The organism is Bradyrhizobium sp. HKCCYLS20291, from assembly GCF_051167715.1.
Taxonomy (GTDB): Bacteria; Pseudomonadota; Alphaproteobacteria; order Rhizobiales; family Xanthobacteraceae; genus Bradyrhizobium.
In genome coordinates this window covers 98,588-123,105 of the sequence record NZ_JBNPTO010000001.1, presented here as the reverse complement: position 1 = coordinate 123,105, position 24,518 = coordinate 98,588, and the positions used below count along the sequence as shown (strand labels likewise).

Annotated in this window: 27 protein-coding genes; 14 read left to right on the top strand and 13 right to left on the bottom strand. The window is 66.3% G+C overall.

The features are described 5' to 3' along the window. The first annotated feature begins 2 nt into the window (after window positions 1-2). The 6 genes from rnr to ACQR07_RS00490 all read left to right on the top strand — a co-directional run bounded on the left by rnr (window position 3) and on the right by ACQR07_RS00490 (window position 7,217). Window positions 3-2,378, top strand: a complete 2,376-nt coding sequence (rnr, locus tag ACQR07_RS00515) for a ribonuclease R (RefSeq protein ID WP_434900444.1) — start codon at window positions 3-5, stop codon at window positions 2,376-2,378. Then, the gene (locus ACQR07_RS00510) at window positions 2,375-2,818 is read left to right on the top strand and encodes a DUF983 domain-containing protein (protein WP_434900443.1); all 444 of its coding nucleotides are present in this window, start codon (window positions 2,375-2,377) and stop codon (window positions 2,816-2,818) included. Before rnr ends, ACQR07_RS00510 begins: the two co-directional genes overlap by 4 nt. 40 nt (window positions 2,819-2,858) lie before the next feature. Continuing rightward, window positions 2,859-3,617 (top strand): NUDIX hydrolase, encoded by a 759-nt coding sequence (locus ACQR07_RS00505; RefSeq protein WP_434900442.1) that lies wholly within the window; start codon window positions 2,859-2,861, stop codon window positions 3,615-3,617. A 370-nt stretch (window positions 3,618-3,987) separates the two neighbouring features. Continuing rightward, the gene (locus ACQR07_RS00500; protein ID WP_434900441.1) at window positions 3,988-5,313 is read left to right on the top strand and encodes an LLM class flavin-dependent oxidoreductase; all 1,326 of its coding nucleotides are present in this window, start codon (window positions 3,988-3,990) and stop codon (window positions 5,311-5,313) included. Between the two features lie 119 nt (window positions 5,314-5,432). Then, a complete protein-coding gene (gene rpmG / locus ACQR07_RS00495; protein ID WP_006611239.1) occupies window positions 5,433-5,600 on the top strand; it encodes a 50S ribosomal protein L33 in 168 nt (55 codons plus the stop codon). A gap of 264 nt (window positions 5,601-5,864) precedes the next feature. Then, window positions 5,865-7,217, top strand: a complete 1,353-nt coding sequence (locus ACQR07_RS00490; protein ID WP_434900440.1) for a protoglobin domain-containing protein — start codon at window positions 5,865-5,867, stop codon at window positions 7,215-7,217. Window positions 7,218-7,286: 69 nt separating this feature from the next. Here the strand turns inward: ACQR07_RS00490 and ACQR07_RS00485 are convergent, their stop codons facing one another. Then, the gene (locus ACQR07_RS00485) at window positions 7,287-7,517 is read right to left on the bottom strand and encodes a hypothetical protein (RefSeq protein WP_434900439.1); all 231 of its coding nucleotides are present in this window, start codon (window positions 7,515-7,517) and stop codon (window positions 7,287-7,289) included. Window positions 7,518-7,609: 92 nt separating this feature from the next. On the opposite strand from ACQR07_RS00485, the gene ACQR07_RS00480 reads away from it, so the two are divergent. Beyond that, entirely contained in the window at window positions 7,610-7,879 is a 270-nt protein-coding gene (locus tag ACQR07_RS00480) for a hypothetical protein (protein WP_434900438.1), read from the top strand. Between the two features lie 168 nt (window positions 7,880-8,047). Here ACQR07_RS00480 and ACQR07_RS00475 read toward each other — a convergent pair whose 3' ends face one another. The 6 genes from ACQR07_RS00475 to ACQR07_RS00450 all read right to left on the bottom strand — a co-directional run bounded on the left by ACQR07_RS00475 (window position 8,048) and on the right by ACQR07_RS00450 (window position 12,825). Continuing rightward, complete coding sequence (locus ACQR07_RS00475; RefSeq protein ID WP_434900437.1) at window positions 8,048-8,452, bottom strand: DUF1127 domain-containing protein; 405 nt, start codon at window positions 8,450-8,452, stop codon at window positions 8,048-8,050. A 593-nt stretch (window positions 8,453-9,045) separates the two neighbouring features. Continuing rightward, on the bottom strand, window positions 9,046-9,378 hold the full coding sequence (locus tag ACQR07_RS00470; protein ID WP_434900436.1) for a DUF1127 domain-containing protein: 333 nt from the start codon (window positions 9,376-9,378) through the stop codon (window positions 9,046-9,048). A 360-nt stretch (window positions 9,379-9,738) separates the two neighbouring features. After that, window positions 9,739-9,891 carry a hypothetical protein gene (locus tag ACQR07_RS00465; RefSeq protein ID WP_434900435.1) on the bottom strand — a complete coding sequence of 51 codons (153 nt, stop codon included), beginning with the start codon at window positions 9,889-9,891 and terminating at the stop codon, window positions 9,739-9,741. Window positions 9,892-10,001: 110 nt separating this feature from the next. Next, window positions 10,002-10,181 carry a hypothetical protein gene (locus ACQR07_RS00460; protein WP_434900434.1) on the bottom strand — a complete coding sequence of 60 codons (180 nt, stop codon included), beginning with the start codon at window positions 10,179-10,181 and terminating at the stop codon, window positions 10,002-10,004. A gap of 844 nt (window positions 10,182-11,025) precedes the next feature. Further along, complete coding sequence (locus tag ACQR07_RS00455) at window positions 11,026-12,447, bottom strand: PleD family two-component system response regulator (protein ID WP_434900433.1); 1,422 nt, start codon at window positions 12,445-12,447, stop codon at window positions 11,026-11,028. Between the two features lie 12 nt (window positions 12,448-12,459). Then, window positions 12,460-12,825, bottom strand: a complete 366-nt coding sequence (locus tag ACQR07_RS00450; RefSeq protein WP_434866753.1) for a response regulator — start codon at window positions 12,823-12,825, stop codon at window positions 12,460-12,462. A 230-nt stretch (window positions 12,826-13,055) separates the two neighbouring features. Between ACQR07_RS00450 and ACQR07_RS00445 the strand changes: the two genes are divergently transcribed. Together ACQR07_RS00445 and ACQR07_RS00440 are read left to right on the top strand one after the other, a co-directional pair. Further along, the gene (locus ACQR07_RS00445; protein ID WP_434866752.1) at window positions 13,056-13,355 is read left to right on the top strand and encodes a DUF3572 domain-containing protein; all 300 of its coding nucleotides are present in this window, start codon (window positions 13,056-13,058) and stop codon (window positions 13,353-13,355) included. Further along, window positions 13,352-14,659 carry a DNA polymerase IV gene (locus ACQR07_RS00440; protein WP_434900432.1) on the top strand — a complete coding sequence of 436 codons (1,308 nt, stop codon included), beginning with the start codon at window positions 13,352-13,354 and terminating at the stop codon, window positions 14,657-14,659. Before ACQR07_RS00445 ends, ACQR07_RS00440 begins: the two co-directional genes overlap by 4 nt. Window positions 14,660-14,667: 8 nt before the next feature. Here ACQR07_RS00440 and ACQR07_RS00435 read toward each other — a convergent pair whose 3' ends face one another. Next, entirely contained in the window at window positions 14,668-15,525 is an 858-nt protein-coding gene (locus ACQR07_RS00435; protein ID WP_434900431.1) for a cell envelope integrity EipB family protein, read from the bottom strand. A gap of 205 nt (window positions 15,526-15,730) precedes the next feature. On the opposite strand from ACQR07_RS00435, the gene ACQR07_RS00430 reads away from it, so the two are divergent. The 5 genes from ACQR07_RS00430 (at window position 15,731) to ACQR07_RS00410 (ending at window position 19,554) form a co-directional block, all read left to right on the top strand. Beyond that, window positions 15,731-16,198, top strand: coding sequence for a RidA family protein (locus tag ACQR07_RS00430; protein ID WP_434866749.1), 468 nt, complete (start codon window positions 15,731-15,733; stop codon window positions 16,196-16,198). A gap of 30 nt (window positions 16,199-16,228) precedes the next feature. Further along, window positions 16,229-16,981, top strand: a complete 753-nt coding sequence (locus ACQR07_RS00425) for a glycerophosphodiester phosphodiesterase (RefSeq protein ID WP_434900430.1) — start codon at window positions 16,229-16,231, stop codon at window positions 16,979-16,981. A 102-nt stretch (window positions 16,982-17,083) separates the two neighbouring features. Beyond that, window positions 17,084-18,292 (top strand): GNAT family N-acetyltransferase, encoded by a 1,209-nt coding sequence (locus ACQR07_RS00420; RefSeq protein ID WP_434900429.1) that lies wholly within the window; start codon window positions 17,084-17,086, stop codon window positions 18,290-18,292. A gap of 60 nt (window positions 18,293-18,352) precedes the next feature. After that, window positions 18,353-18,778, top strand: coding sequence for an HIT family protein (locus ACQR07_RS00415; protein ID WP_434900428.1), 426 nt, complete (start codon window positions 18,353-18,355; stop codon window positions 18,776-18,778). A 26-nt stretch (window positions 18,779-18,804) separates the two neighbouring features. Next, window positions 18,805-19,554, top strand: a complete 750-nt coding sequence (locus ACQR07_RS00410; RefSeq protein WP_434900427.1) for a hypothetical protein — start codon at window positions 18,805-18,807, stop codon at window positions 19,552-19,554. Between the two features lie 40 nt (window positions 19,555-19,594). On the opposite strand, the gene nadC is transcribed toward ACQR07_RS00410, so the two are convergent. The 5 genes from nadC to tsaA all read right to left on the bottom strand — a co-directional run bounded on the left by nadC (window position 19,595) and on the right by tsaA (window position 24,486). Beyond that, a complete protein-coding gene (nadC, locus tag ACQR07_RS00405) occupies window positions 19,595-20,443 on the bottom strand; it encodes a carboxylating nicotinate-nucleotide diphosphorylase (protein WP_434900426.1) in 849 nt (282 codons plus the stop codon). Next, complete coding sequence (locus ACQR07_RS00400) at window positions 20,440-21,987, bottom strand: L-aspartate oxidase (RefSeq protein WP_434900425.1); 1,548 nt, start codon at window positions 21,985-21,987, stop codon at window positions 20,440-20,442. The genes nadC and ACQR07_RS00400 overlap by 4 nt, the downstream gene beginning before the upstream one ends. Beyond that, window positions 21,984-22,970, bottom strand: a complete 987-nt coding sequence (gene nadA, locus ACQR07_RS00395; RefSeq protein WP_434900424.1) for a quinolinate synthase NadA — start codon at window positions 22,968-22,970, stop codon at window positions 21,984-21,986. The genes ACQR07_RS00400 and nadA overlap by 4 nt, the downstream gene beginning before the upstream one ends. A 68-nt stretch (window positions 22,971-23,038) precedes the next feature. Beyond that, complete coding sequence (locus tag ACQR07_RS00390; protein WP_434900423.1) at window positions 23,039-23,995, bottom strand: NUDIX hydrolase; 957 nt, start codon at window positions 23,993-23,995, stop codon at window positions 23,039-23,041. 14 nt (window positions 23,996-24,009) lie between these two features. Then, a complete protein-coding gene (gene tsaA, locus ACQR07_RS00385) occupies window positions 24,010-24,486 on the bottom strand; it encodes a tRNA (N6-threonylcarbamoyladenosine(37)-N6)-methyltransferase TrmO (protein ID WP_434900422.1) in 477 nt (158 codons plus the stop codon). Between the last annotated feature and the right edge of the window lie 32 nt (window positions 24,487-24,518).

Below are 24,518 nucleotides of genomic sequence, written 5' to 3'. Positions count from 1 at the left end.
AAATGAAACAAAAGCGCGACATCGGCTTCCCTCCGCGGGAGGCCATCGTCGCCTTCATCCGCGCCAACCCGGGCAAGGTTGGCACCAAGGACATCGCCCGCGAGTTCGGCCTGAAGAATGCCGACCGCGCCGCGCTCAAGCAGCTGCTGCGCGAGCTCGTGGCCGACGGCACCGTCAAGAAGGGCGGCCGCAAGACGATCATCGAGCCCGCGACCCTGCCGGCCACGCTGGTGGCCGACATCACCGGCCGCGACAGCGATGGCGAGCTGATCGCCAAGCCCGCCGAGTGGGACGAAGCCGAACAGTCCGAGCCGCCGCGCATCCGCATCTACGCCTCTCGCCTCGCCAAGCCGGGCGCCACCGCTGGCGTCGGTGATCGCGCCCTGCTCCGCGTCGAGCCGATCCAGGATGCCGAGGGCGTCGCCTATCGCGGCCGCGTGTTGAAGGTGCTCGACCAGGCACGCAACCGCGTGCTCGGCATCTTCAAGAGCAATCCCAATGGCGGCGGACGCCTGATCCCCGTCGACAAGAAGCAGGCGGGACGCGAGCTCTCGATCGCGCCGGGCGACACCAAGGACGCCAGGGACGGCGATCTCATCAGCGTCGACCTGCTGCGCGGCCGTGGCTATGGCCTGCCCGCGGGACGGGTGAAGGAGCGCCACGGCTCGGTCGCGACCGAGAAGGCGATCAGCCTGATCGCGATCCATGCCCATGAGATCCCGATGGAGTTCTCGCAGGCAGCGATCGCCGAGGCCGAAGCGGCGCAGCCGGCGACCTTGAAGGGTCGCGAAGACTGGCGCGCGCTGCCGCTGGTCACGATCGATCCGCCCGATGCCAAGGATCATGACGACGCGGTTCATGCCGAGCCGGATCCCGATCCGAACAATGTCGGCGGCATCATCGTCCATGTCGCCATCGCCGACGTCGCCTACTACGTGCGGCCGGGCTCGGCGCTCGATCGCGACGCGCTGATCCGCGGCAACTCGGTGTATTTCCCCGACCGCGTCGTGCCGATGCTGCCCGAGCGCATCTCCAACAACCTCTGCTCGCTGGTGCCGGGCGAAGCGCGCGGCGCGCTCGCGGTGCGCATGGTGCTGGGCGCCGACGGCCGCAAGCGCTCGCACTCCTTCCACCGCGTGCTGATGCGCTCGGCCGCAAAACTCTCCTACGCGCAGGCGCAGGCCGCCATCGACGGCAAGCCTGACGATGTCACAGGTCCGCTGCTCGAGCCGATCCTGAAGCCACTCTACGCGGCCTACGAGGTCGCCAAGCGCGGCCGCGACGCGCGCGATCCGCTCGACCTCGATCTGCCCGAGCGCAAGATCCTCTTGAACAAGGACGGCACGGTCGACCGCGTCGTCGTGCCGGAACGGCTCGATGCGCACAAGCTCATCGAGGAGTTCATGATCCTCGCCAACGTCGCAGCAGCAGAAGCGCTGGAGAAGAAGGCGCTGCCGCTGATCTACCGCGTGCATGATGAGCCGACGGTGGAGAAGGTCCACGCGCTTCAAGAGTTCCTGCGCACACTCGACGTGCCCTTCGCCAAGGCCGGCGCGCTGCGGCCGTCGCTGTTCAACCGCGTGCTGACGCTGGTGGCGGGCCAGGACTACGAGCAACTCGTCAACGAGGTCGTGCTGCGCTCGCAGGCGCAGGCCGAATACTCATCGGAAAATTACGGGCACTTCGGCCTGAACCTGCGCCGCTACGCGCATTTCACCTCGCCGATCCGCCGCTACGCCGACCTCGTCGTGCATCGCGGCCTGCTGCGGGCGCTGAACCTCGGCGACGGCGCCCTGCCCGATAGCGAGACGCCGGATCATCTCGCCGAGGTGGCAGCGCAGATCTCGGTCACCGAGCGGCGCGCGATGAAGGCCGAGCGCGAGACCGCCGACCGGCTGATCGCTCATCACCTCGCCGACCGCGTCGGCGCCAGCTTCCAGGGCCGCATCTCCGGCGTCACGCGCGCCGGCCTGTTCATCAAGCTGGATGATACCGGCGCCGACGGGCTGGTGCCGATCCGGACCCTCGGCACGGAATATTTCGACTATGACGAGACCCGCCACGCGCTGATCGGCCAGCGCAGCGGTGCCATGCACCGGCTGGGTGACGTCGTCGACGTCCGTCTGGTAGAAGCTCAGCCGGTGGCCGGCGCACTGCGCTTCGAGCTGCTGACGCAGGCCGACGTGCTGGTGTCACGGCATCCGCGCGGCGCCGGACCGAAGCGCAAGAATACCGTCAAGGCGAATGCCAAGGCGGCCAAGCGGGGCAAGTCCGAGGCCCGGCCGAAGCGCGAGAAGAAAAGTCGCGACAAGAGCCAAAAGGCAGGGGCAAAACGCAAGCCCGGCACATCGAAGAAAGGCAGATCATGGACGCCATGAGCTCACCGCCCCGCGCATTGCCACAGACCTGGACGCGAGACACCGGCGCAGCCGAGAAGCGCGACGTGTGGACGGCGATGAAGCGCGGCTTCCGCGGCCGCTGCCCGCGCTGCGGCGAGGGCAAGCTGTTCCGCGCCTTCCTGAAGGTCGCCGACAATTGCGACCGCTGCGGCCAGGACTTTTCGGGCCATCGCGCCGATGATCTGCCCGCTTATCTCGTCATCGTCATCGTCGGCCACATCATCGTGCCGCTGGTGCTCTCGATCGAGACCAACTATGCGCCGCCGGTGGCACTGCAGCTCGCGGTCTATCTGCCGGTGACCTTGATCGCCTCGCTCGCCTTGATCCAGCCCGTCAAGGGCGCCGTCGTCGGGCTGCAATGGGCCTTCCGCATGCACGGCTTCGACGAAAATCCGGCGGAAGGCATTCCACCGGTGTGAGCCGTCGGCAGTTCAACAAACAAGAAAAAGCGGGGAGGACATGAGCGACACGGCACAGGCGACGGGCGCGCCGGCGGGCAAGCCCGCCGAGAAGGAAGCGGACCATCATCCCTACACCAAGCCGCGCGATGCCGCGACCCTGATCCTGGTCGATCGCAGCAGCGCGGTGCCGAAGGTGCTGGTCGGCAAGCGCCACGACAAGGTCGTGTTCATGCCGGGCAAGTTCGTCTTCCCGGGCGGTCGGGTCGACAAGACCGATCACCGCATCCCCGTCGCCGCGCCGATGCCGGCGGAGCTCGAAGCCAACCTGTTCAAGGGCAAGCCGCAGACGACGGCGTCACGCGCGAAGTCGCTGGCGGTCGCTGCGATCCGCGAGGCGTGCGAAGAGACCGGCCTCTGCCTCGGACGCAAGGTCGACGGCTACGCGCCGAAGCTCGATGGCCCCTGGGCGCCCTTCTCCGAAGCCGGCCTGCTGCCCGACCCCTCCGGCCTGTTCCTGATCGCCCGCGCCATCACCCCGCCCGGCCGCATCAAGCGCTTCGACACCCGCTTCTTCACCGCCGATGCCTCCGCCATCACCCATCACGTCCCGGGCGTCATCCACGCCGATGCCGAACTGGTCGAGCTGGTCTGGGTCGAGCTCGGCTCCAAGCCATTGGCTGACTTGCACCCGATGACCAGGAACGTCCTCCACGAGCTCGAAAAGCGCCTCGCCACCGGCCCGCTGCGCCACGACGCCCCCGTGCCGTTCTTCCACTTCTACGGCGGCAAGATGCAGAAGGACGTGCTGGGCGGGTAGCATCAAGGCGACGGCACCATGTCGCTGCCCGCGAATGCTCGCCAGCATCTCTGGTCAGTCCCACCGCACTCGCAATGCGATGGGCAATCGCGCCACATACACAGTGTCGTCCCGGCGAACGCCGGGACCCATACCGCGGAATTTCTCTTTGGCCCGGATGGCAGAAACTGTGCCTCAAACATCCTTCACGGAGTATGGGTCCCGGCGTTCGCCGGGACGACACCGTTGTTTGGATCGGCTGCTCGGCCCTCATTGGCATGACCGTGCTACGTCCGCTCCCAAAAACGAAATCGTGTTCTGCGGCGGGTTGCTGACACGCATCGGCCGAGTTCCTATCTGCTTCAGATAGCAACAATTCCCGGACGCCCCCATGGCCCCACGTCAACTCAAGCTCGGCGCGTTCATGCGCCCGGTGTCGATCCATACCGGCGCGTGGCGCTATCCCGGCGCCTGGCCGGACGCCAATTTCAACTTCGCGCATTTGAAGCAGCTGATCCGCAAGCTCGAGGCCGGCAAGTTCGACGCCTTCTTCATGGCCGATCATCTCGCCGTGCTGAACATGCCGATCAATGCGCTGAAGCGCAGCCACACCGTGACCTCGTTCGAGCCGTTCACGCTGCTCTCCGCCTTGTCGGCGGTCACCGAGAACATCGGCCTGATCGCGACGGGGTCGACCACCTTCGACGAGCCCTATCATGTCGCCCGCCGCTTCGCGTCGCTCGACCACATCTCCGGCGGCCGTGCCGGCTGGAACATCGTCACGACGTCGAATCCTGACGCGGCGCTGAATTTCGGCCTCGACGATCACATGGAGCATGCCGAGCGCTACAAACGTGCGCGCGAGTTCTACGACGTCGTCACCGGCCTGTGGGACTCCTTCGCCGACGACGCCTTCGTGCGTGACGTCGAGAGCGGGCTGTTCTTCGATCCCGACAAGATGCACGTGCTCGACCACCAGGGCAAATATCTGAAGGTCCGCGGGCCGCTGAACATCGCCCGGCCCGTGCAGGGCTGGCCTGTCATCGTGCAGGCCGGTGCGTCCGAGGACGGCAAGCAGCTCGCTGCCGAGACCGCTGAAGCCGTGTTCACTGGCGGCGGCAGTCTCGCCGACGGGCAGAAGCTCTATGCCGACATCAAGGGCCGGATGGAAAAGATCGGCCGCAATCCGGAGCACCTGAAGATCCTGCCCGGCGCCTTCGTGGTGGTCGGCGACAGCGTCGAGGAGGCAAAGGAGAAGCGCGCGCTGCTCGACAGCAGGGTGCATTACGACAGCGCCATCGCCTCGCTGTCGGTCATCCTCGGCACCGATGCCTCAGGCTTCGATCCCGATGGACCCCTGCCCGAGATCCCAGAGACCAATGCCTCCAAGAGCGGCCGCCAGCGCCTGGTCAACGTTGCCGCCCGCGACAAGCTCACCGTGCGGCAGCTGGCGCAGCGGGTCGGCGGCTATGGCGGGCTCGCCTTCGTCGGCACCGCCAAAACCATCGCCGACCAGATGCAGGACTGGCTGGAAAGCCGCGGCTCGGACGGCTTCAACATCATGTTCCCGTTCCTGCCCGCCGGCCTCGACGACTTCGTCGACAAGGTGATTCCCGAGCTGCAGCGCCGCGGGATCTTCCGGAAGGAGTATGAGGGCCCCACTTTGCGCGACAATCTCGGCCTGCCCCGACCGGAAAACCGGTTCTTTACGGCCTAAGAGCCCCAGAATCTGGCCCGGCAACCTTGACTTTGGGGGCCGGCTGGGTAGGTTGCCGGCCAACGGTGCCCCCTCTTTGGCCGGTGCCCACCCCCGTTTCCATTCCAGAGGTTCAAGACATGGCCAAAGCGGTCACCATCAAGGTCAAGCTCGTGTCGTCGGCCGACACCGGCTTCTATTACGTTGCCAAGAAGAATTCGCGCACCATGACCGACAAGATGGTCAAGAAGAAGTACGACCCGGTCGCGCGCAAGCACGTCGAATTCCGCGAAGCCAAGATCAAGTAACTGCTCAAGTAAGATCGCGGATCTGCTTTCGACTTCGACGGGGCCGTTTCGGCCCCGTTTTTTATTGCAGACCCGCTTCCGAAGATCAGCGCTCGCGGCCGGGCGGCAGACACCTGGAGGAGCGTGCAAGGTAACATTCTCCGCCCGGTTGAAATTTGGGTTCCATTGGTAAGGATCCATCAACCAAACCCGTGCAATTCCGGGGGTAGTGAGGCACCCGCGAGGTTCGCCTCTTCCTTGTCCCTCAGTTGACCGGGCCCAGCGATGACCGATCCCCAGACCTTGCAGTCCCGTCTCGACTTCCTCGGCATCGACAATGCCACGCGCGAGGCGCTGCGCGAGCTGCGGCCGCTGATCGGCAAGGTACTGCCGGGCCTGCTCGAAGAATTCTACGCCCATGTCGGCAAGGTTCCGCCGCTGGCAAAGATGTTCTCCAGCCAGGCCGCGATCCGGCACGCCGCGCAGGCCCAGCTCGACCATTGGATGTCGCTGGCGACCGCCAAGTTCGACGCCGCCTATGTGACGTCGGTGACCCGGATCGGCCGCGCCCACCACCGCATGGGGCTGGAGCCGCGCTGGTACATCGCGGGCTATTCGCTGATCGTCACGGGGCTGCAGCGGGCGATCGAGACCGAGCTGCCGGACGGCTGGTTCGCCGGCCAGGCGGCGCGCGAGAAGAAGGCGGCGCTGCAGGCCGCCATCACCCGCGCCGCGATGCTCGACATGGATCTCGCCATTTCGGTCTATCTCGATGCCGCCAAGACCGAGCAGCACGTCGCGATGCGCGGCATGGCCGACGAGTTCGAGTCGACCGTCGGCCAGATCATCAACAAGGTCCACGCCGACGCGCGCACGCTCGAGACCTCGGCCAACACGCTGAGCAAGACCGCCGAGCAGACCCAGCAGCTGTCGACCAGCGCCGCCGCGGCCTCCGGGCAGGTCTCGGCCAACGTCCACTCCGTGGCCGCGGCCGCCGAGGAGATGACGTCTTCGGTGCACGAGATCGGCCGCCAAGTCACGGAATCGACTGCGATCGCCAAGCAGGCCGTGCGCCAGATCGAGCAGACCGATGTCGGCATCAGCGAGCTGTCGCGCACCGCCGAGCGCATCGGCGACGTGCTGAAGCTGATTACCTCGATCGCCGCCCAGACCAACCTGCTCGCCTTGAACGCCACCATCGAGGCGGCGCGCGCCGGCGAAGCCGGCCGCGGCTTTGCGGTGGTCGCCTCCGAGGTCAAGGCGCTGGCGTCGCAGACCGCCAAGGCGACCGAGGAGATCGGCCAGCAGATCGAGGGCATTCAGAACGCGACGCAGGCCTCGGTCGCCTCGATCAAGCAGATCGGCGGCACCATCCAGCACATCTCGGAGATCGCGGCCGGCATTGCCGCGGCCGTCCAGCAGCAGGGCGCCGCGACGGGACAGATCTCGCGCAACGTGCAGGAGGTCGCCGGCGGCACCGCGCGGGTCGCCGGCAACATCGGCGACGTCAGCACCGGCGCCGATGCCACTGGCACCGCCTCCTCTCAAGTCCTAGCATCGGCGCATTCGCTGTCGCGCGAGAGCGACCATCTCAAGACCGAGCTGGACAAGTTCCTGCGCAAGGTGCGCGCGGCCTGATCACGTTGGAAACGCGGATCGGCGTGAGCCGTCCGCGCCTGGCGTCATCGTGAGAAGGCGAGCGCCGACTTACATGCCATGGCTCTGGAACACCGCCGAGCAGCGCTTGCTGAGCTTCTGCCGGTTCTGCGTCAGGCAATTCTGGACCGCGAAATCGTCGCCGAGCTGACTGCGGCAGAACCGCTTGGCGTCCGGTGCGCAGGCCTTCTGCTCCTGCGGCGTGCCCATGTGGCCCTGTGCCAATGCGAGCGAGGGCAGAACGGACAGCGACACGGCAACCGCAAACATCAGCTTTGTCATCGGGGCTCCTCCTTGGGCCCAGACAAACGTCCGCGAGGGCGGGCGGTTCCGGCCTTCTCGACAGGCCAGCCGAGCGAGGCTATCCTCCATTCATGAACCTCGTCCGCCGAACCATCGAGATCGACGCCACGACAGATGCTCGCCTCACCGAGCTTGCGGTGGAGCGTGGCCAGGGTGTCGCCGCGGTGCTCGCTGAAGCCGTGGCGCTGCTGGACTCAGTCGTGGACATCGCAGGCCCCGATGTCACTGAGGATCGCCGACGTCTCGACGCCTTCAACCAGACGCGTCTCGCCGTTCCGCTGGATGACGTCAAGGCATGGGTCGCGAGTTGGGGAACGGCAGACGAACTGCCGCGCCCCTGATCTCCTCATTACGCGCATCCCGCACGGTCGCGAGGCACGGACTTGATGGGCTTGAGCTGGTGGATGAGCACGGGCCTCATCCACCGTTCAAGACGCACGCGAGCGTGGCGGATCATGCAGTGATGATCCGCCTTGGGTCCACAACGGCCCGGCCGAGTAGCAAGCGCGCTACATCACGCCGCGCGACATCATCAGATGCGCCGTGCTGTCCTTGAGCTTCTCCAGCGCGCGGTGCGCGGCGAGGTAGTCGATGTCGCTGCGCGCCAGGCCAATATCGATCAGCTGCGCCTCGCTGAGGTCGCGCAGCGTCACCCGCAGCTTGCGCTGTCGGCGGGCATCCTGAAACGCCTGCCAATAGCGCGCGACGAGACTGAACAATCCCGGCGCAGCGTCGCCTGGCGGCGCGGCGGCCTCCTTTTCCGACAAATTGCGCAGCACGGCGATGGGCGCAGCGGAACGCGGCGCAGCTTGCGCATCACGCGCGGCGTTGGTCGCGACGGAAATGGGACGATCGAGAACGAGCGGCGCGGCATCGCGCACGATCTCGGCGGTGAGGTGGGTCTGAGGTGGCATCGGTCGCTCCTGCTGTGGGATGCCGGCAGGACGCGTGGCCAAACAAAAGGCCCCGTCCGATGCCGGCGGGGCCTGGTGGAATGATCGTGTCGTCGAAAACCTAGCGCACGACTCCTCCCACGGCCCGACTGCGGCGGGTCGTATGTTTGCGGTTGGAATTGCGCGTGACGTTGATCATGCTTTGCACCTACCACGGCAATTGCGCCAGATCAAGGCATGTAGTTCGTGCGCGTGCGGAGGAGCACCCATGCATGCGGCTCGGTCGGCACCCAGGCGATCGTTTCCAAAGTCCTGGCGCATTGATCATGTCAACCCGGCTGTCATCGTCCGCGAAGGCGGACGATCCAGTACGCCGTGGCACCTCGGTTCGACATCTTCTGCTGCGGAGTACTGGATGCTCCGCCTTCGCGGAGCATGACAGCACGAAGAGACGGCAAAAGCTCAACCCGGATACAATCGCCGGCTCTAACGAAACGCTCGTCTAGTGACCCGCAGAGCGGATGAGCGCCAGCGTCATCCGCCAACGAGGCGCAGCAAAGCGGCGGATCACGCCAACGCTGATCCGCCCTGCGCATTGCTGCGAACTGCACCCGCTACATGATCCTGCGCGAGACGAGTGCGAAATAGCGCGGGTCGTCCCTCAGACCGTCGAGCGCCTGCATCGCGGCGATGTGCTCGATCTCGGCGCGCGTGATGCCGATGTCGGTGAGCTCGCGTTCGTTCAGCTCGTACAGATTTGCACGCACGTGCTCGCGGCGTTGCCGCGCTTGAATGGCGCGCCAGCACCAGCCGATCAGGCGGATGATCAGCCAGGTCGGCGTGACCGGCGGGCCGGCCGCGTCCTTTTCCGGCGACGCGTCCTGGAGCGCGGCAACGGCTGCATTGGGATACGTCGCTTGCAGCACGTCATTGGCCGCGTCGTGCATCGACGCGATGGTGAGATCGACGCCTGGCCGTGCATCGCGGCACGCGGCGTCGATGGTCTGATGAGGCGGCATCTATCGCTCCTGCTGTTGTGCCGGCAGGGAGCGTGGCCAAACGAAAGGCCCCGTCCGATGCCGGCGGGGCCTGGTGAGAATATCGCGTCGTCAAACTCCTAGCGCGCGACTCCTTCCACGGCCCGGCCGAACCAGGTCATGTGGGTGAAGTTCATGATGCGCACGAGTTTGCTCATGGCATCTTACTACCACGATGCGAGCGTCATATCAAGCGACATGGATATCTCACACAGCTTCAGGGCGAGTAGTGGCATTCCGACAACATGGGCGCTGACTGCATTCGCAAGATCACTTCCCTGCCCGAAGAGGCATGAAACGATCCTGCACGTATTCAGCCAACCACGCGGAAACACCTGCGAGGGCTGCCATGCCCAGAGTATTGGTCTGAACACCGAGCGCGTCGAGGAGCCAGAGTCCGCTCAGCATCAACACGCCGATCATTGCCCCTATCCGAAGCCGTCTGATGACTTCCCTCCCGAATGACATGTCGTTGTGCACGCACATCCTAGCACGACACAGAGACGGATCACGCTCCGCTGATCGGTCGCGGCCTAGTTGACCGCGGCCGGCCGCCGCGCATCACCGAGGATGAGCAGCGCCAGTGGCGCGAGTGGTCCAACGACCGCGGCGGTCCACAACCAGCGCCTCGACGATCTCTGGCGTTCGAGCGCCATGGCCGATGCGAGCGGGATCGATCCAATCGACACGATCATGACAAGCCAGAACTCCATGTCCGTCTCCCGATGTCCGTCTCCCGAGCGTTGCCTGGATCCTAGCACGACAGCAGCCCGCGCGATCGAGCTTCATCGGAAAGTGAAGCCGGCTTGCGCCGGGCCGAACGTCACACCGGAAACGCTGCGCCGGAAAACTAATTTGACGAGCCAATTCAATCGGATCGCCTCCGTCTGCCGCTCACGGCGAAAAATTCTTGTTTCGTCTTTTCAGAATCCATGCTATCTCCCGATCATCCCACCTCGCCAGAGGGGCGCATCGCGATCGTCACGAGCGTGAGGTGGGCTGCGGTGGGCGTGTCGGGGTGCAGCGTGGCTTGGCCGCGCGGACGAACATCCTGATGCGCACGGTGAAGCCGTGTGGTCCTGGCCTCCCGACGCTGAGGCCAAGCGGGCGCTGCGACGAGCGCGCCGGCGACGGGGGCAAGAACGCCGGTCCCCGGGGAGAGCACGGAGTAAGCCGTAAAGCCATCGCGCAGGGAGGGCCGGATGTCCGGCTCGTACCTGTGGTTCTGCCGCGTGCTTTTTGTTGCACGCGGACCATGGGTGCGACCAGCACCCGGCCTTCCCTGCGCCCTCTGTTCTCGAAGAGGGTTGTGAATGGCACAGCTCGGGCGCGGATGCGCGGCGAGGATGAGTAGTCATGTGTGGAAAAATGTCGAACCACACTCGCTGTCATTCCGGGGCGCGACGCAGTCGCGAGCCCGGAATCCATACTCCCGATCGTGGTTATGGATTCCGGGCTCGCGCTCCGCGCGCCCCGGAATGACGATGTGGAGAGATGTGTGGATTATCGTTGGCAGCTTGCCGGCTTAGCGACAGGACAAAGCAGCCGCCCTGCCCTCTATCGGCCCCTGCCAGCGGCCTGCGGCAGGAACGACGCCGGAGTGTGCACCGGCGCGATGGCCACCGCGCGGTTGCGGCCTTCGTGCTTGGCGCGGTACAGCGCATTGTCGGCGCGCTTCATGACGTCGGCGATCGGCTCGCCCTTCTGCTCCAGGGTGGAGATGCCGATCGAGGTCGTCACTTCGATGCGCTTCTCGCCCTTGTGCACCGAGAACGGCTCGTTGGCGACCGAGCGGCGCAGCCGCTCGGCGACCATGCCGGCGACGTGCAGATCGGTCTCGGGCATTACGATAACGAACTCCTCGCCGCCATAGCGGCAGGCGAGATCGATGCCGCGGATCGACTTGCGGACGCGCATCGCGAACTCGCGCAGCACGTCGTCGCCGGCATCATGGCCGTAATTGTCGTTGATCGACTTGAAGAAGTCGATGTCGAGCATCATCAGCGCCAGCGGCTTGCCGCGGCTCGCCGCCTGGTCGGCGAGCGTCGCCAGATGGGTTTCCATGTAGCGGCGATTGTGCAGGCCCGTGAGCGCATCGGTGATCGCCATCTCGATCGAGTTCTGGACGTTGTCGCGCAGATGATCGGTGTAGCGGCGCTTGCGGATCTGGGTGCGGGCACGCGCCAACAGCTCGTTCTTGTCGACCGGGCGCAGCAGATAGTCGTTGACGCCGATCTCGAGGCCGCGCAGCAGCCGCGAATTGTTTTCGGGCTCGGCGATCGCCAGGATCGGCACGTGCCGGGTGCGCTCCAGCGAGCGCAGCTGGCTGCACAGCCTGAGGCCGTCGAAATCGTTGAGGTCGAGCGAGACGATGACGAGGTCGTAATTGCCGTCGGCCGCGTTGAACACGGCTTCCGCCGGATGGGTCTCGACGTCGACCGTATGATCGGTGGCCAGCATCGGGCCGAGCCGCTCGTAGGACGACGGCCGGTCGTCGACCAGCAGCACCCGGCCGCCCTTGCCGGCATCGGCCACGGCGTTGCGCTCCGGCGCCTGCACGCCGATCTCGAGCGAGGTCAGCGCACGCATCCGCAGCTCGTCCGTCATCATCTTCAGCCGCGTCAGCGAGCGCACGCGCGCGATCAGCACGACGTCGGACACCGGCTTGGTCAGGAAGTCGTCGGCGCCGGCCTCCAGCCCGCGCACGCGGTCGGACGGGCTGTCCAGCGCAGTCACCATCACCACCGGAATGAAATGCGTCGCCGGGTTCGACTTCAGCCGGCGGCACACCTCGAAGCCGTCCATGTCCGGCATCATGACGTCGAGCAGGATGATGTCGCATTCGGCGCGCTGGCAGATCTGCAGCGCCTCGGCGCCGTTCGAGGCGGTCAGCACGTCGAAATATTCGGCCGACAGCCGCGCTTCCAGCAGCTTGACGTTGGCCGGGACGTCGTCGACGACGAGGATGCGCGCGGACACTGCAGGAACTCCCTAGCCGATAAAGCGTCGTACCGTTTCAATGAATTTTCCGACCGAGATCGGCTTCGAAAGATAGGCTTCGCAGCCGCCCTCGCGGATGCGCTCTTCGTCGCCCTTCATGGCGAAGGCCGTCACCGCGACCACCGGGATCGCGCGCAGATCCGGATCGTCCTTGATCCATTTCGTCACTTCCAGGCCCGAGACCTGGGGCAGCTGAATGTCCATCAGGATCAGGTCGGGACGCGTCTTGCGCACGAGGTCGAGCGCCTCGACGCCGCTGGAGGTGCCCGACGTCTGGTAGCCGTGAGCCTCCAACAGGTCGCGGAAGAGCTTCATGTTGAGCTCATTGTCTTCCACGATCAGGACGGTCTTACCCATCCGCCCCTCCGAATCACTGACACCCGACTGCCCTCCGGTGGACGCCTGCCCACCGCACCCATCTCGTTCAAACTAGCCCCAGATTCGTTCAAAGCCGTTAAGGCGGTATTCCATCTTCGCCCGAGATGGTTTCCACTTGCTTGAACCCGCTCCGAAGACTCAGGCATGAAGATTCGGGCATGATGGTTCTAAAGTAGCGACGACAAGTTAATGGAAAGGCATATGCGCCGTTGAAAAAGCCCGTTCGAAATCCGCGCGAAGTCGCTGAAATCGTTGCAGTTCAGGCCCTTTCTTTCCTGGCCGGGGAACCCGAACGCCTGGGCCGCTTCCTGGCCGAGACCGGGATTGGGCCGGAGACGCTGCGATCCTCCGCCGCCGACCCGAATTTTCTGGTCAGCGTGCTCGATTTCGTGCTGCGCGACGAGGAGACGGTAAAGGCTTTTGCCGCCCACTCCAAGTTACATCCGACCAATATCATGGCCGCAAGGCAAGCCTTGGGCGACCCGCAGTGGGAGCGCGACGTGCCGTGACCACGACAGCGTCAGAGGGAGCGTCGCGCGCGGCCGCCGGGCCGACCTGCTTCTGCCGTGACTGCCTGACGGATCTGGAGCGCGGCGCGCGCCGCTGCAACGCCTGCGGCTCGCCGCGCCTGGTGCGCCATCCCACCCTGCCCCGGCTGACGCTCGCCCATATCGATTGCGATGCGTTCTACGCGACGGTCGAGAAGCGCGACAACCCTGATGTCGCCGACCGTCCCGTCATCATCGGCGGCGGCAAGCGCGGCGTTGTGTCGGCGGCCTGCTACATCGCGCGCACCTATGGCGTGCGCTCGGCGATGCCGATGTTCAAGGCGCTGGAGCTGTGCCCGTGGGCGGCGGTGATTCGCCCGGACATGGCAAAATATGTCCGGGTCGGCCGCGAGGTCCGGCAGGCGATGCTGGCGCTGACGCCATTGGTCGAGCCGCTGTCGATCGACGAGGCGTTCCTCGACCTGTCCGGCACCGAGCGCGTCCACGGCATGATCCCGGCCAAGGTGCTGGCGCGGTTCGCCCGCGAGGTCGAGCAGAGCATCGGCATCACCGTCTCGGTCGGGCTGTCCTGCAACAAGTTCCTCGCCAAGATCGCCTCCGATCTCGACAAGCCGCGCGGCTTCGCCGCGCTCGACCAGGACGAGGCGGTGACGATGCTCGCCGACAAGCCGGTCGGCTTCATCTTCGGCGTCGGCCCCGCCACCCAGCAGCGGCTGGCGCAGCACGGCTTCCGCGTCATCGCCGACCTGCAGCGCGCCGACGAGATCGCGCTGATGAAGCAGTTCGGCGGCGAAGGCCGCAGGCTGTGGCGGCTGGCGCGCGGCATGGACGATCGCAAGGTGGTGGCGGACCGCGGCGCCAAGACGATCTCCAACGAGACGACGTTCGAGACCGACATCCGCGACTATGCGACCCTGGAAAAGACGCTGTGGCGACTGTGCGAGAAGGTGTCATCGCGGCTGAAGTCCAGCGAGCTCGCCGGCTCGACCGTCACGCTGAAGCTGAAGACCGCGGATTTCCGCCAGCGCACGCGCTCGCAGTCGATCGCGGCGCCGACCCAGCTCGCGGGCAGGATCTTTGCGATCTGCAAGGAGATGCTGGCGCGCGAGACCGACGGCACCGCGTTCCGCCTGATGGGCGCCGGCGTCAGCGCGCTGCGCCCGGGCTCGGAAGCCTCCGACACCGACATGCTGGACCGCCGCTCGGCCTCGGCCGAGCGCGCCATGGATGCATTACGCAAGAAGTTCGGTCAGGCCGCCGTCATTCGCGGCATTGCCTATGACGGCCCGGAGACGGCGGAATGAGTGCGGTCTCAGTTGCTGCAGGGCTTGCCGTCCTTGACGTCCTTCGCGTCGAACTTGCCGAGCGCACCCGCAATGACGAAGTCGTTGTAGTCGAGCACGAGCGCGCGCGAGACGCCGTTCTCGTACAGCTCGAACGACATCGCATAGACCGGCGTCTGCTCGCCCTCGGTGCGCTTGGCGTCGCGGTCGTAGTAGCTGACCGTCACCGGCCAGCGCGTCATCGCCTTCATCTCGCTGTTGTCAGTCGACGCGTCGGGCTTGGCCGCAGCCTTCTCGGCCGGCACCGGCGCGCCGATCACCGTCAGCGTGTTGTAGACCTTCTCGCCGTTGTCGGAGCCGTCATAGACCGTCAGCTCAAGCAGCGACTTGCCCTCGCGGGCAGCAGCGATGATGCGCTGGATCTGCTCGGTCGGAAACACGGTCGAGCCGTCGAGCGTGAAGGTCTTCGCCTCCGGCTGCTTCAGCTTGACGGTGATGTGGTCACCGCTGCGCTCGGCGATGCCGTCGACCGGGCTGGAGGACTGGTCGTTCATCCGCGAGTCGATCTTGAAGCGATAGCTCTTGCCGGCGCCGTCCTCCCACGCGGTCGAGCGCAGGTCGCTCAAGGTCACCTTGCCCTCGCCAAGGTCGAGCTCGGAGACCTGGCGGAATTCCGACGTGTAGCCGCTGCAGGCGTTGCCGGAGAAATTGTAGAGAATGCGGCCACGGGCACTGTTGACGGGGCTCGAGCCGCGCGACTTCACCAGGCTCAGTTCGTACAGCGCCTGATGCGGCAGGAACGGTACCCCCGCCCCGGCCTGCGCCGAACCGAATGTGATCGCCGCGACAGCCAGCGCTCCCAGCGACAGTCGAAACGAATGAGCCATGAGTTTTCCTCGGGAGACGTCTCTTTGAACCGTCACATTAGAGACCGCTGCATTACGTCGCAACTGCGGCTGACTCACGGAAACGTGCGTTCGGGCGGCCAATTCGGCGCCGCCGCTGGCGCCTTGCATGTCACTGGCAACTGCGCCAAACAGGGCCGCGGTCCGGCACGGGACCGGTTTTCAGGCGACAGCACGGGGATGTGAGATGGCAGGTACGGTTGAACAGAATCTGGCGGCACAGGGCATCACGTTGCCGGCGCCGAAAGCACCGGTGGCCAATTATGTCCCCTTCGTGCGCACCGGCAATCTGCTGTTCGTCTCGGGCCAGGTCTGCCTCGGCGGCGACGGCAAGCTGATCGCGGCCGGCAAGCTCGGCGGCGGCGTCTCGCTCGAGGACGGCTATGCCGCAGCCAAGGGCTGCGCGGTGAACCTGCTGGCGCAGGTCAAGGCGGCGGTCGGCGACCTCGACAAGGTCGTGCGCGTGGTCCGGCTCGGCGGCTTCGTCAACTCGGCGCCCGACTTCCTCGACGGGCCGAAGGTGCTCAACGGCGCCTCCGACCTGATGGTCGCCGCGTTCGGCGACAAGGGCCGCCACGCACGCACCACCGTCGGCGTCGCATCGCTGCCGTCGGACGCGGCGGTCGAGGTCGAAGGCGTGTTCGAGGTCGCGTGAGATTGCACAGGAAGAGGATGGACGGGGCGAATGCGCGCACCTGACTGGCTGACGGCCCGCCCCGTCGCCCATCGCGGCCTGCACGATGCGGCCAGCGGCATCATCGAGAACATGCCGGCCGCCGCGCGGGGCGCGGTCGCCGGCAACTTCGCCATCGAATGCGACATCCAGCTGTCGGCTGACGGCGAGGCGATGGTGCATCATGACTACGATCTCGGCCGGCTTACCGAAGGCTCCGGCCCGCTGATCGAGAAGACGGCGGCCGAGCTCAAGGCGGTCAGATTCAAGCAGACCGACGAGCGGATGATGACGCTCAAGGATCTCTGCGACCTGATCGGCGGACGCGTGCCCTTGGTCGTCGAGGTCAAGAGCACGTTCCAGGGCGATCATCGCCTGGTCCGGCGCATGGCCGAGGTGCTTGCCTCCTATTCCGGCCCGGTCGTCGGCATGTCGTTCGATCCGGACCAGGTGCATGCCCTGCGCGAGACCATGCCGAAGCTGACCCGCGGCATCGTCGCCCAGCGGACCTATGAGGACGGCTATTGGGCCACGCTGACCCAGGCGCAGCGCGACAGCATGCTGCATCTGAAACACGGCCTCAGCACGCAGCCGCATTTCGTCGCCTATTGGGTGCAGCAGCTGCCGGCTGCCCCGCCGTGGATCGCGCGCAACGTGTTCGGCTGCCCGCTGCTGACCTGGACGGTCCGGACCACCGAGCAGCGCGCCAAGGCAGCCCGGTACGCGGATCAGATGATCTTCGAAGGCTTTACGCCGGAGACGTGAGGCCGGCCTTGAACTCGCTGCTGCGATGCACGATCTTCAGGACGTGGCAATCCGGACGTCTCCGCTGAGCGTTCTCCTGCCAGACGCTTTTTTAAGGGTTCGATGGCCTCACCTGAGATTACGCTCGAAGCCGTTCCGGGGGTCAGCGACATCCCCGCTGCCGCCTGGGATGCTTGCGCCAATCCCGACGGCCGCGTTAAACCGGGCTCATCCGGCGCCTCCGGCCACGCCTACAATCCGTTCGTCTCGCACGCCTTTTTCTCGGCGCTGGAAGCCTCCGGCTCGGCCACCCTGCGCACCGGCTGGGCGCCGCGCCACCTGGTCGCGAAGCTCGGCGAGGAGATCATCGGCGTCGTCCCCTGCTATCTGAAGTCCCATTCTCAGGGCGAGTATGTCTTTGACCGCGGCTGGGCCGATGCCTATGAGCGCGCCGGCGGGCGCTACTATCCCAAGCTCCAGGCCTCCGTCCCCTTCACCCCCGCGACCGGACCGCGACTGCTGATCCGTCCCGACCAGGATCGGGAGGTTATCGGCAATGCGCTGGCCCAGGGGCTCAAGGCACTGTGCGGGATCAGCGAGGCCTCGTCGGTCCACGTCACCTTCGCGCGCGAGGCGGAATGGAAGCTGCTCGCCGCGCAAGGGTTCCTGCAGCGCACCGACCAGCAGTTCCACTGGCACAACCAGGGCTTTTCGACGTTCGACGACTTCCTGGCGACGCTCAACTCGCGCCATCGCAAGGCGATGAAGCGCGAACGCCGCGATGCGCTGAGTGCTGGCATCACCATCCATTGGCTGACCGGCAAGGACATCACCGAGGACGCCTGGGACGCGTTCTTCGAATTCTACATGGAGACCGGCTCGCGCAAATGGGGCCGGCCCTATCTCACGCGCAAGTTCTTCGCCCTGATCGGCGAGAGCATGGCCGAGGACGTGCTGCTGGTGATGGCCAGGCGCGACGGGCGCTGGATCGCCGGCGCCATCAACTTCATCGGCTCGGACACGCTGTTCGGGCGCAACTGGGGCGCCGTCGAGCACCACCCGTTCCTGCATTTCGAGGTCTGCTACTATCAGGCGATCGATTTTGCGATCCAGCACAGGCTCGCGGTCGTCGAAGCCGGCGCCCAGGGCGAGCACAAGATCGCGCGCGGCTACCTGCCGCAGACCACCTACTCCGCGCACTACATCGCCGATCGCGGCCTGCGCCGCGCCATCGACGACTATCTCAAGCGCGAGCGCGCCTATGTCGCGGAGGCCGGCCGCGAGCTCGCCGAATCCGCGCCGTTCCGGAAAGGCATCGACGAGCCGTCTTGACCGGCGGCACGTGCCGGTGAGAGTAAGGCTCATCACGAGGAACCGCCGAGGGGACTGCCCATGACCGCATACGATCCCAACAACCCGTTCGCAAAAATCCTGCGCGGCGAATTCCCCTGCTACAAGGTCTATGAGAACGACCACGTGCTGGCCTTCCTCGACATCATGCCGCGCGTGCCCGGGCATACGCTGGTGATCCCGAAGGCCCCGGCCCGCAACATCCTCGACATCGGCGAGGAGGACTACCTCCATGTCGGCCGCGCCGTGCGCATCATCGCCCGCGCCGCCAAGACCGCGTTCGCCGCCGACGGCATCACCGTGCAGCAGTTCAACGAGCATGCCGGCGGCCAGATGGTGTTCCACCTCCACGTCCACGTGATGCCCCGCCACGAGGGCACAGCCCTGCTGCCGGCCGCCAGCCGCAAGGAGGACCCCAAGGTGCTGGAGGGCAACGCCGCGAAGCTGATCGCGGCGCTGAAGGGCTGATGGCCGCCATCCAGCGAGGAGCGTGAATGTCGTTCTGGTCATGGTTCTCACGCCCATCGCGGGCTCCGGCGTCCCCAGAGATCGAGCCGGAGCCGGGGCCAGTCACGACCAAGGCCGACCGCGACTTCATCACGACCGCCCTGGATCGCTTCGAGGTCAGCGGGCTGGCCATCAAGCGGGAGCTCGACCGCGAGCTGATCATCACCCGCGCCTTGGTGGACAGCTTCCGGTGGAAGGACGACGACACGGGGGCGCCGAGCCTCCAGGCGCTGTTCCTCGCGATGGCCGGTGAGACCGACAGCTTGATCGGGGAGATCGGTCTCCTGATTGAGATTTATCCGCCGATGGCGGAGATGGACGATGACGCTGCCGAGCGGTTTCTGGCGGAGCATAGTGAATCAATCTTCGTCAATGCAGGCAGCATCACGCTCGTCAGCGAGGCGGACTCGCTCGGGTACACGATCAACGATCTCGCCGGGCTTGGAAATATCGGCATCGCGCAGATTGAGCTGCATAGGTCGAGGGGCGGTCTGTTGAAGGCTACCTTCGTAGTCGAAGGTCTCGGGCCAGGCGCTTTCGAAATCGAGGACAGGAAGCGCCCGGAAGCCGCGCCGCTGCTCGCGGAAATGAACCGGATCGCGGTGGCGACCGGACGCGGCCGCTATCTCGTCGTCGACGAAGGAAGCTCCGATAGCGACACCTTCATCCTTGCCGATGATGCCTCCGTTCCGCTCCTGACGGCGCTCCTGGACGCACAGCCCGCCGTGAAGTCATGAGCAGCGCGCCCCGAACTGTGTCGATGTATGCGCGCACCGCTCACGTCTCATCGAGCCCGATGTCCAGCGCGGCCGATGAATGCGTGATCCAGCCGACCGAGATCAGGTCGACACCGGTGGCGGCAATCGCGGGCGCGGTGTCGACGGTGATGCGGCCCGAGGCCTCGGTGATGGCCTTGCCCCGCGCCATGGCTACGGCGCGTCCGAGCTCCGCCGGCGTCATGTTGTCGAGCAGGACGGCGTCGACGCCGAGCGCCAGCGCCTCCTCGAGCTGCGCCAGCGTGTCGACCTCGACCTCGATCTTGACGAGATGCCCGGCATGAGCCTTCGCCCTCGTGATCGCAGCCGTGATGCCACCGGCGATGGCGATGTGGTTGTCCTTGATCAGGACGGCGTCATCCAGGCCGAACCGGTGATTGCCGCCGCCGCCGGCGCGCACCGCATATTTCTCCAGCGCGCGCAGGCCCGGCGTGGTCTTGCGGGTGCAGACGATCTGGGCCCGCGTGCCCTTCACCGCGGCGACGAGCTGAGCCGTCGCGGTGGCGACGCCGCTGAGGTGGCAGAGGAAGTTGAGCGCGACGCGCTCGCCGGTCAGCAGCGCCCGTGCCGGGCCGCTGATGGTTGCGATCGCATCGCCGGGCGCAACGACGCTGCCGTCGCCGCGAATGGTCTCGCTGCGGACCTCGGGCGAGACTGTCTGAAACGCACAGCGCGCGACGTCGAGGCCGGCGATCACGCCGTGCTGGCGCGCCCGCAATTGCAACGACGCACGCTGCCCGGCCGGCACGATCGCATCGGTCGTGATGTCGCCGGCGTGGCCGAGATCCTCCAGCAGCGCGGTGCGTACCAGCGGCTCGTAGAGCAAGGGCGAGAGAGGATTGAGGCTCATGATACGGCGCTCCTGAACGACTCTGTCTCGGTGAGACCGTGGGCTGCTGCGATGGCTTCGGACATGGTGAAGCGGGATGGCTGCGCGACGGCCAGCGTTTCCGGGCGATCGCTGCGGAAATGTCCGCCGCGGCTCTCCTCACGGGCGTGTGCCGCGACCGCCATCATCAGGCCGACAAGGGCCGGATCGGCTGAAGCCCCTGCTCCCTCGGCCAGCGGGAGAAGGCTTTGGATGGCGGCTGCCATCGTGCCGCGCTCACGCAACACGCCGAGCGCCTGCGACAGGATTGGGCGGACGGCCGAGGGCTCCGATGCAGGCGGCATCGCTCCGATCTCGCCCGGCCGGCGGACGCCGCGGGACGTACCCGCCACGCTCTCGGCCACCCATTGCGCGCAGACGATCGCCTCCATCAATGAGTTGCTGGCGAGCCGGTTGGCGCCGTGCAGGCCGGTGCGGCTCGCCTCGCCGCAGGCCCACAGCCCGTCGACCGTGCTGCGTCCCATCCCGTCCACCGCGATGCCGCCCATATGGTAGTGCACCGCCGGCCGCACCGGGATGGGGTCGATGGCCGGGTCGATGCCGGCCATCCGGCAGAACGCGCTGATCACCGGATAGCGAGCGGCAAACGCCTTGCCGGGGTTGGCGCGCGCATCGAGGAACACGCGATGGCCCTGTGCACGATGACGCCACACCGCTCGCGCCACCACGTCGCGCGGCGCGAGCTCGGCGCCCGGCTCGTCGGCCATGAAGCGCGTGCCCTGCTCGTCGATCAGAACAGCGCCATCGCCGCGGATCGCCTCGGTGAGCAGCGGCAGCGGCCGCGACGGCCCGTCGAAGGCGGTGGGATGGAATTGCACGAATTCGAGATCGGACAGCACGGCCCCGGCCCGCGCCGCCAGCGCGAGACCCTGACCGAAACAGCCGGAAGGGTTGGTGCTGTCGAGAAACAGACCGCCGATGCCGCCGGTTGCGATGACGACGCGCGTGGTCGCGAGGATGAGCGGTTCATCGCCCCGCACCGCAAGCACGCCCTGCACCGCATTGTCCTCGACGATCAGCCGGCGCGCCTCCACGCCTTCCAGCAGCGTCACCGACGGACATCGCCTCACGGCCGCGATCAGCGCGCGCATGATCTCACGCCCGGTGCCGTCGCCGGTGGCATGCACGATGCGATTGCGGCTGTGCGCGGCCTCCAGACCGAGGCGCCAGCGCCCGTCGGCGTCCCGATCGAATGCGACGCCGAGCTCAGCGAGATGCGCGACCGCCGCCGGCGCCGCGGCGATAATGCGGCGCGCGGCGGTCCCGTCGCACAGTCCGGCACCCGCGGCGATGGTGTCCTGCAGATGCAGCGCCGGATCATCGTCATCGCCGACGGCGGCAGCGAGGCCGCCCTGCGCCCACATGCTCGACGCCTCGGCGCCAAGCGGCGACTTTGACAGCAGCACGACCGGTTCGGGCGCGAGCTGCAGCGCCGTCATCAGGCCGGCGGCACCGCCGCCGATGATGACGGGACAGCCGGTAAGGTCAGAGATATTGTTGCTCATAGCGCCAGCATCCTTTCCACCGAGCGCCGCGCGCGCTCGGCCATGTCAGGATCGATCGTCACTTCGTGCGTGTTGGTCTCGAGCGCATGACGGATGTTCTTCAAGGTGATCCGCTTCATGTGGGGACACAGATTGCAGGGACGCACGAACTCGATGTCGGGATACATCACCGCGACGTTGTCGCTCATCGAGCACTCCGTCAGCAGCACCACGCGGGCCGGCTTTTTCGCCGCGACGAAGTCCGACATCGCCGCCGTCGAGCCAGCGAAATCGGCCTCCGCCACCACCTCGGGCGGACATTCGGGGTGCGCCAGCACGGTGACGCCGGGATGATTGTCACGCAGCGTGCGGACATCCTCAGCGCTGAAGCGCTCATGCACCTCGCAATGGCCCTTCCAGGCCGTGATCCTCACCTTGGTCTGCGCGGCGACGTTGCGCGCGAGATACTCGTCCGGCAGCATGATGACGTGGTCGACGCCGAGCGACTCCACGACCGCTCGCGCGTTGCCGGAGGTGCAGCAGATGTCGGACTCCGCCTTCACGGCGACCGAAGTGTTGACATAGGCGACGACGGGCACGCCGGGATGGCGCGCGCGCATCAGGCGGACATCGTCCGCGGTGATGGAGTCCGCGAGCGAGCAGCCCGCCTCCGTGTCCGGGATCAGCACGGTTTTCCCGGGATTGAGCAGCTTGGCGGTCTCGGCCATGAAGTGCACGCCGGCGAGCACGATGACCTCGGCATCGACCCTGGTCGCCTCGCGGGCCAGCAGCAGGCTGTCGCCGACGATGTCGGCGACGCCGTGGAAGATCTCGGGCGTCTGGTAGTTGTGCGCGAGCACCACGGCGTTGCGCTCGCGCTTCAGCGCCAGGATGGCTTCGACATCATCGGCGAAGACCGCCCATTCCGGCGGTGGGATGACGCGTCTCAAGCGCTCGGCGAAGGGTGCAGACGACGCGACGACAGGCAGGACAAGCTCGGTCATTTATACTCTCCATGAGCATAATATGCCTTATACTTATCCTGAGCATAAGTCGTGTCAAGTGCTGAGGATCACGATCGCGAGAGCGGCAGTTTGGTGCCGACGACGGCGCGTTCGGCCAGCACGCCCTGGCGGAAGCGAAACAGCTTGGCCGGGCGGCCGATGGTGTCGGCGGCCATCGCGCCTGTTTCTTCAACCAGTTCCTGCTGCTCGATGAGGCGGCGGAAGTTCTGCTTGTGCACCAGCCGCCCCGCCAGCGCCTCGACGCTGCGTTGCAGTTGCAGCAGCGTGAACTCGTCCGGCATCAGCTCGAATACGACCGGCCGGTATTTGATCTTGGCGCGGAGGCGCGCAATGCCGGTGGCGAGGATGCGGCGGTGGTCGGACGTCATCGCACGGCCGGCAACGGCAGCCTCGCCGCCCTTCTCGCGCACGCTCTCGGGGATCAGCGCGGCCTCGTACAGCAGCTCATAACGCTGCAGCGTCAGTTCCTCGTTCCACTCGCGGCCGTCGAGGCCGAAGGTGATGGCGGCACGGCGCCACCGCGTCTTCTGCAGCGCCGGCTCGTCGGCCGCCCGCGCCCAGGCCTTCAGTTTCGGCGCGATGATCTTGGCCAGGATGGCCGGAGGTCCGTCGCGATGATCTTCCCATGGGAAGTAGTCGTACCAGGACGACCATTGCGCATCCGCGCCCTCGCGTCCGCCCTCCTCGCGCGTCAGCCCGAGATAGCTGATGGAGATGCGATGCGGCGCATCGGGGTCACCACTGCGGCCGCGATCCGCAAACGTATACAGCTGCTCGACATAGCCGAGCGGATGACCGGTCTGCGCCTCGACCCAGGCCCGCAGACCCATCTGCAGCGAACGATGGGCGAACTGAAACGGTCCGCTCGGCAATGCCGACGCATGATCGATGGTCATGATCTTGGGATGGCCGTCAGTCACGGCCACCAGCACAGCAACGAGATCCGCGGTGATGGCATCCAGAGCGGTGACGGACTTCTGCGGCCGCTTGTTCGTGTTCGACATCCGGATCGCAGGTCCTATTTGTCCTCGGCCGTCCCAGGTGTGAACACGCAATGATCGGGCTTGAGGTCGATCAGCGGCGTCTCGTCCAGGCAATCCAGTCCGCGCACCAGCACGACGTTACCCTCCAGCGCGACGAAGCGGACGGTCGACACGCCGATCGGATTGGGGCGCACCGGCGAGCGCAGGGCGAAGGTGCCGCGGGTCTCGCCGTCATGGTGCCGCGGGCTCTGCTTGACGAGGTCGCGGCGCGCCCGGTTGAGCCAGTACAGCACCTGCAGGTGGCTGAAGGCGTCGATGCCCTGCAGCGCCGGCACCCAGGGCTCGAAGATCTCGAGCCGGCAGACCGGTCCCTCGAAGCTGCCCTGCCGGGGCGTCTCCAGACGGGAGCTCCAGGGCGTTCGGATGCGGCCGATGAAGGTCAACGCGGCGTCACGCGGCTGCGGCGCGTCGACGGCGACTTCACCGGGGCGGAGTTCGGTAGCTGTGGTCATGCCAATGTCCTCTCTCCGCAACTTAGCCGAAC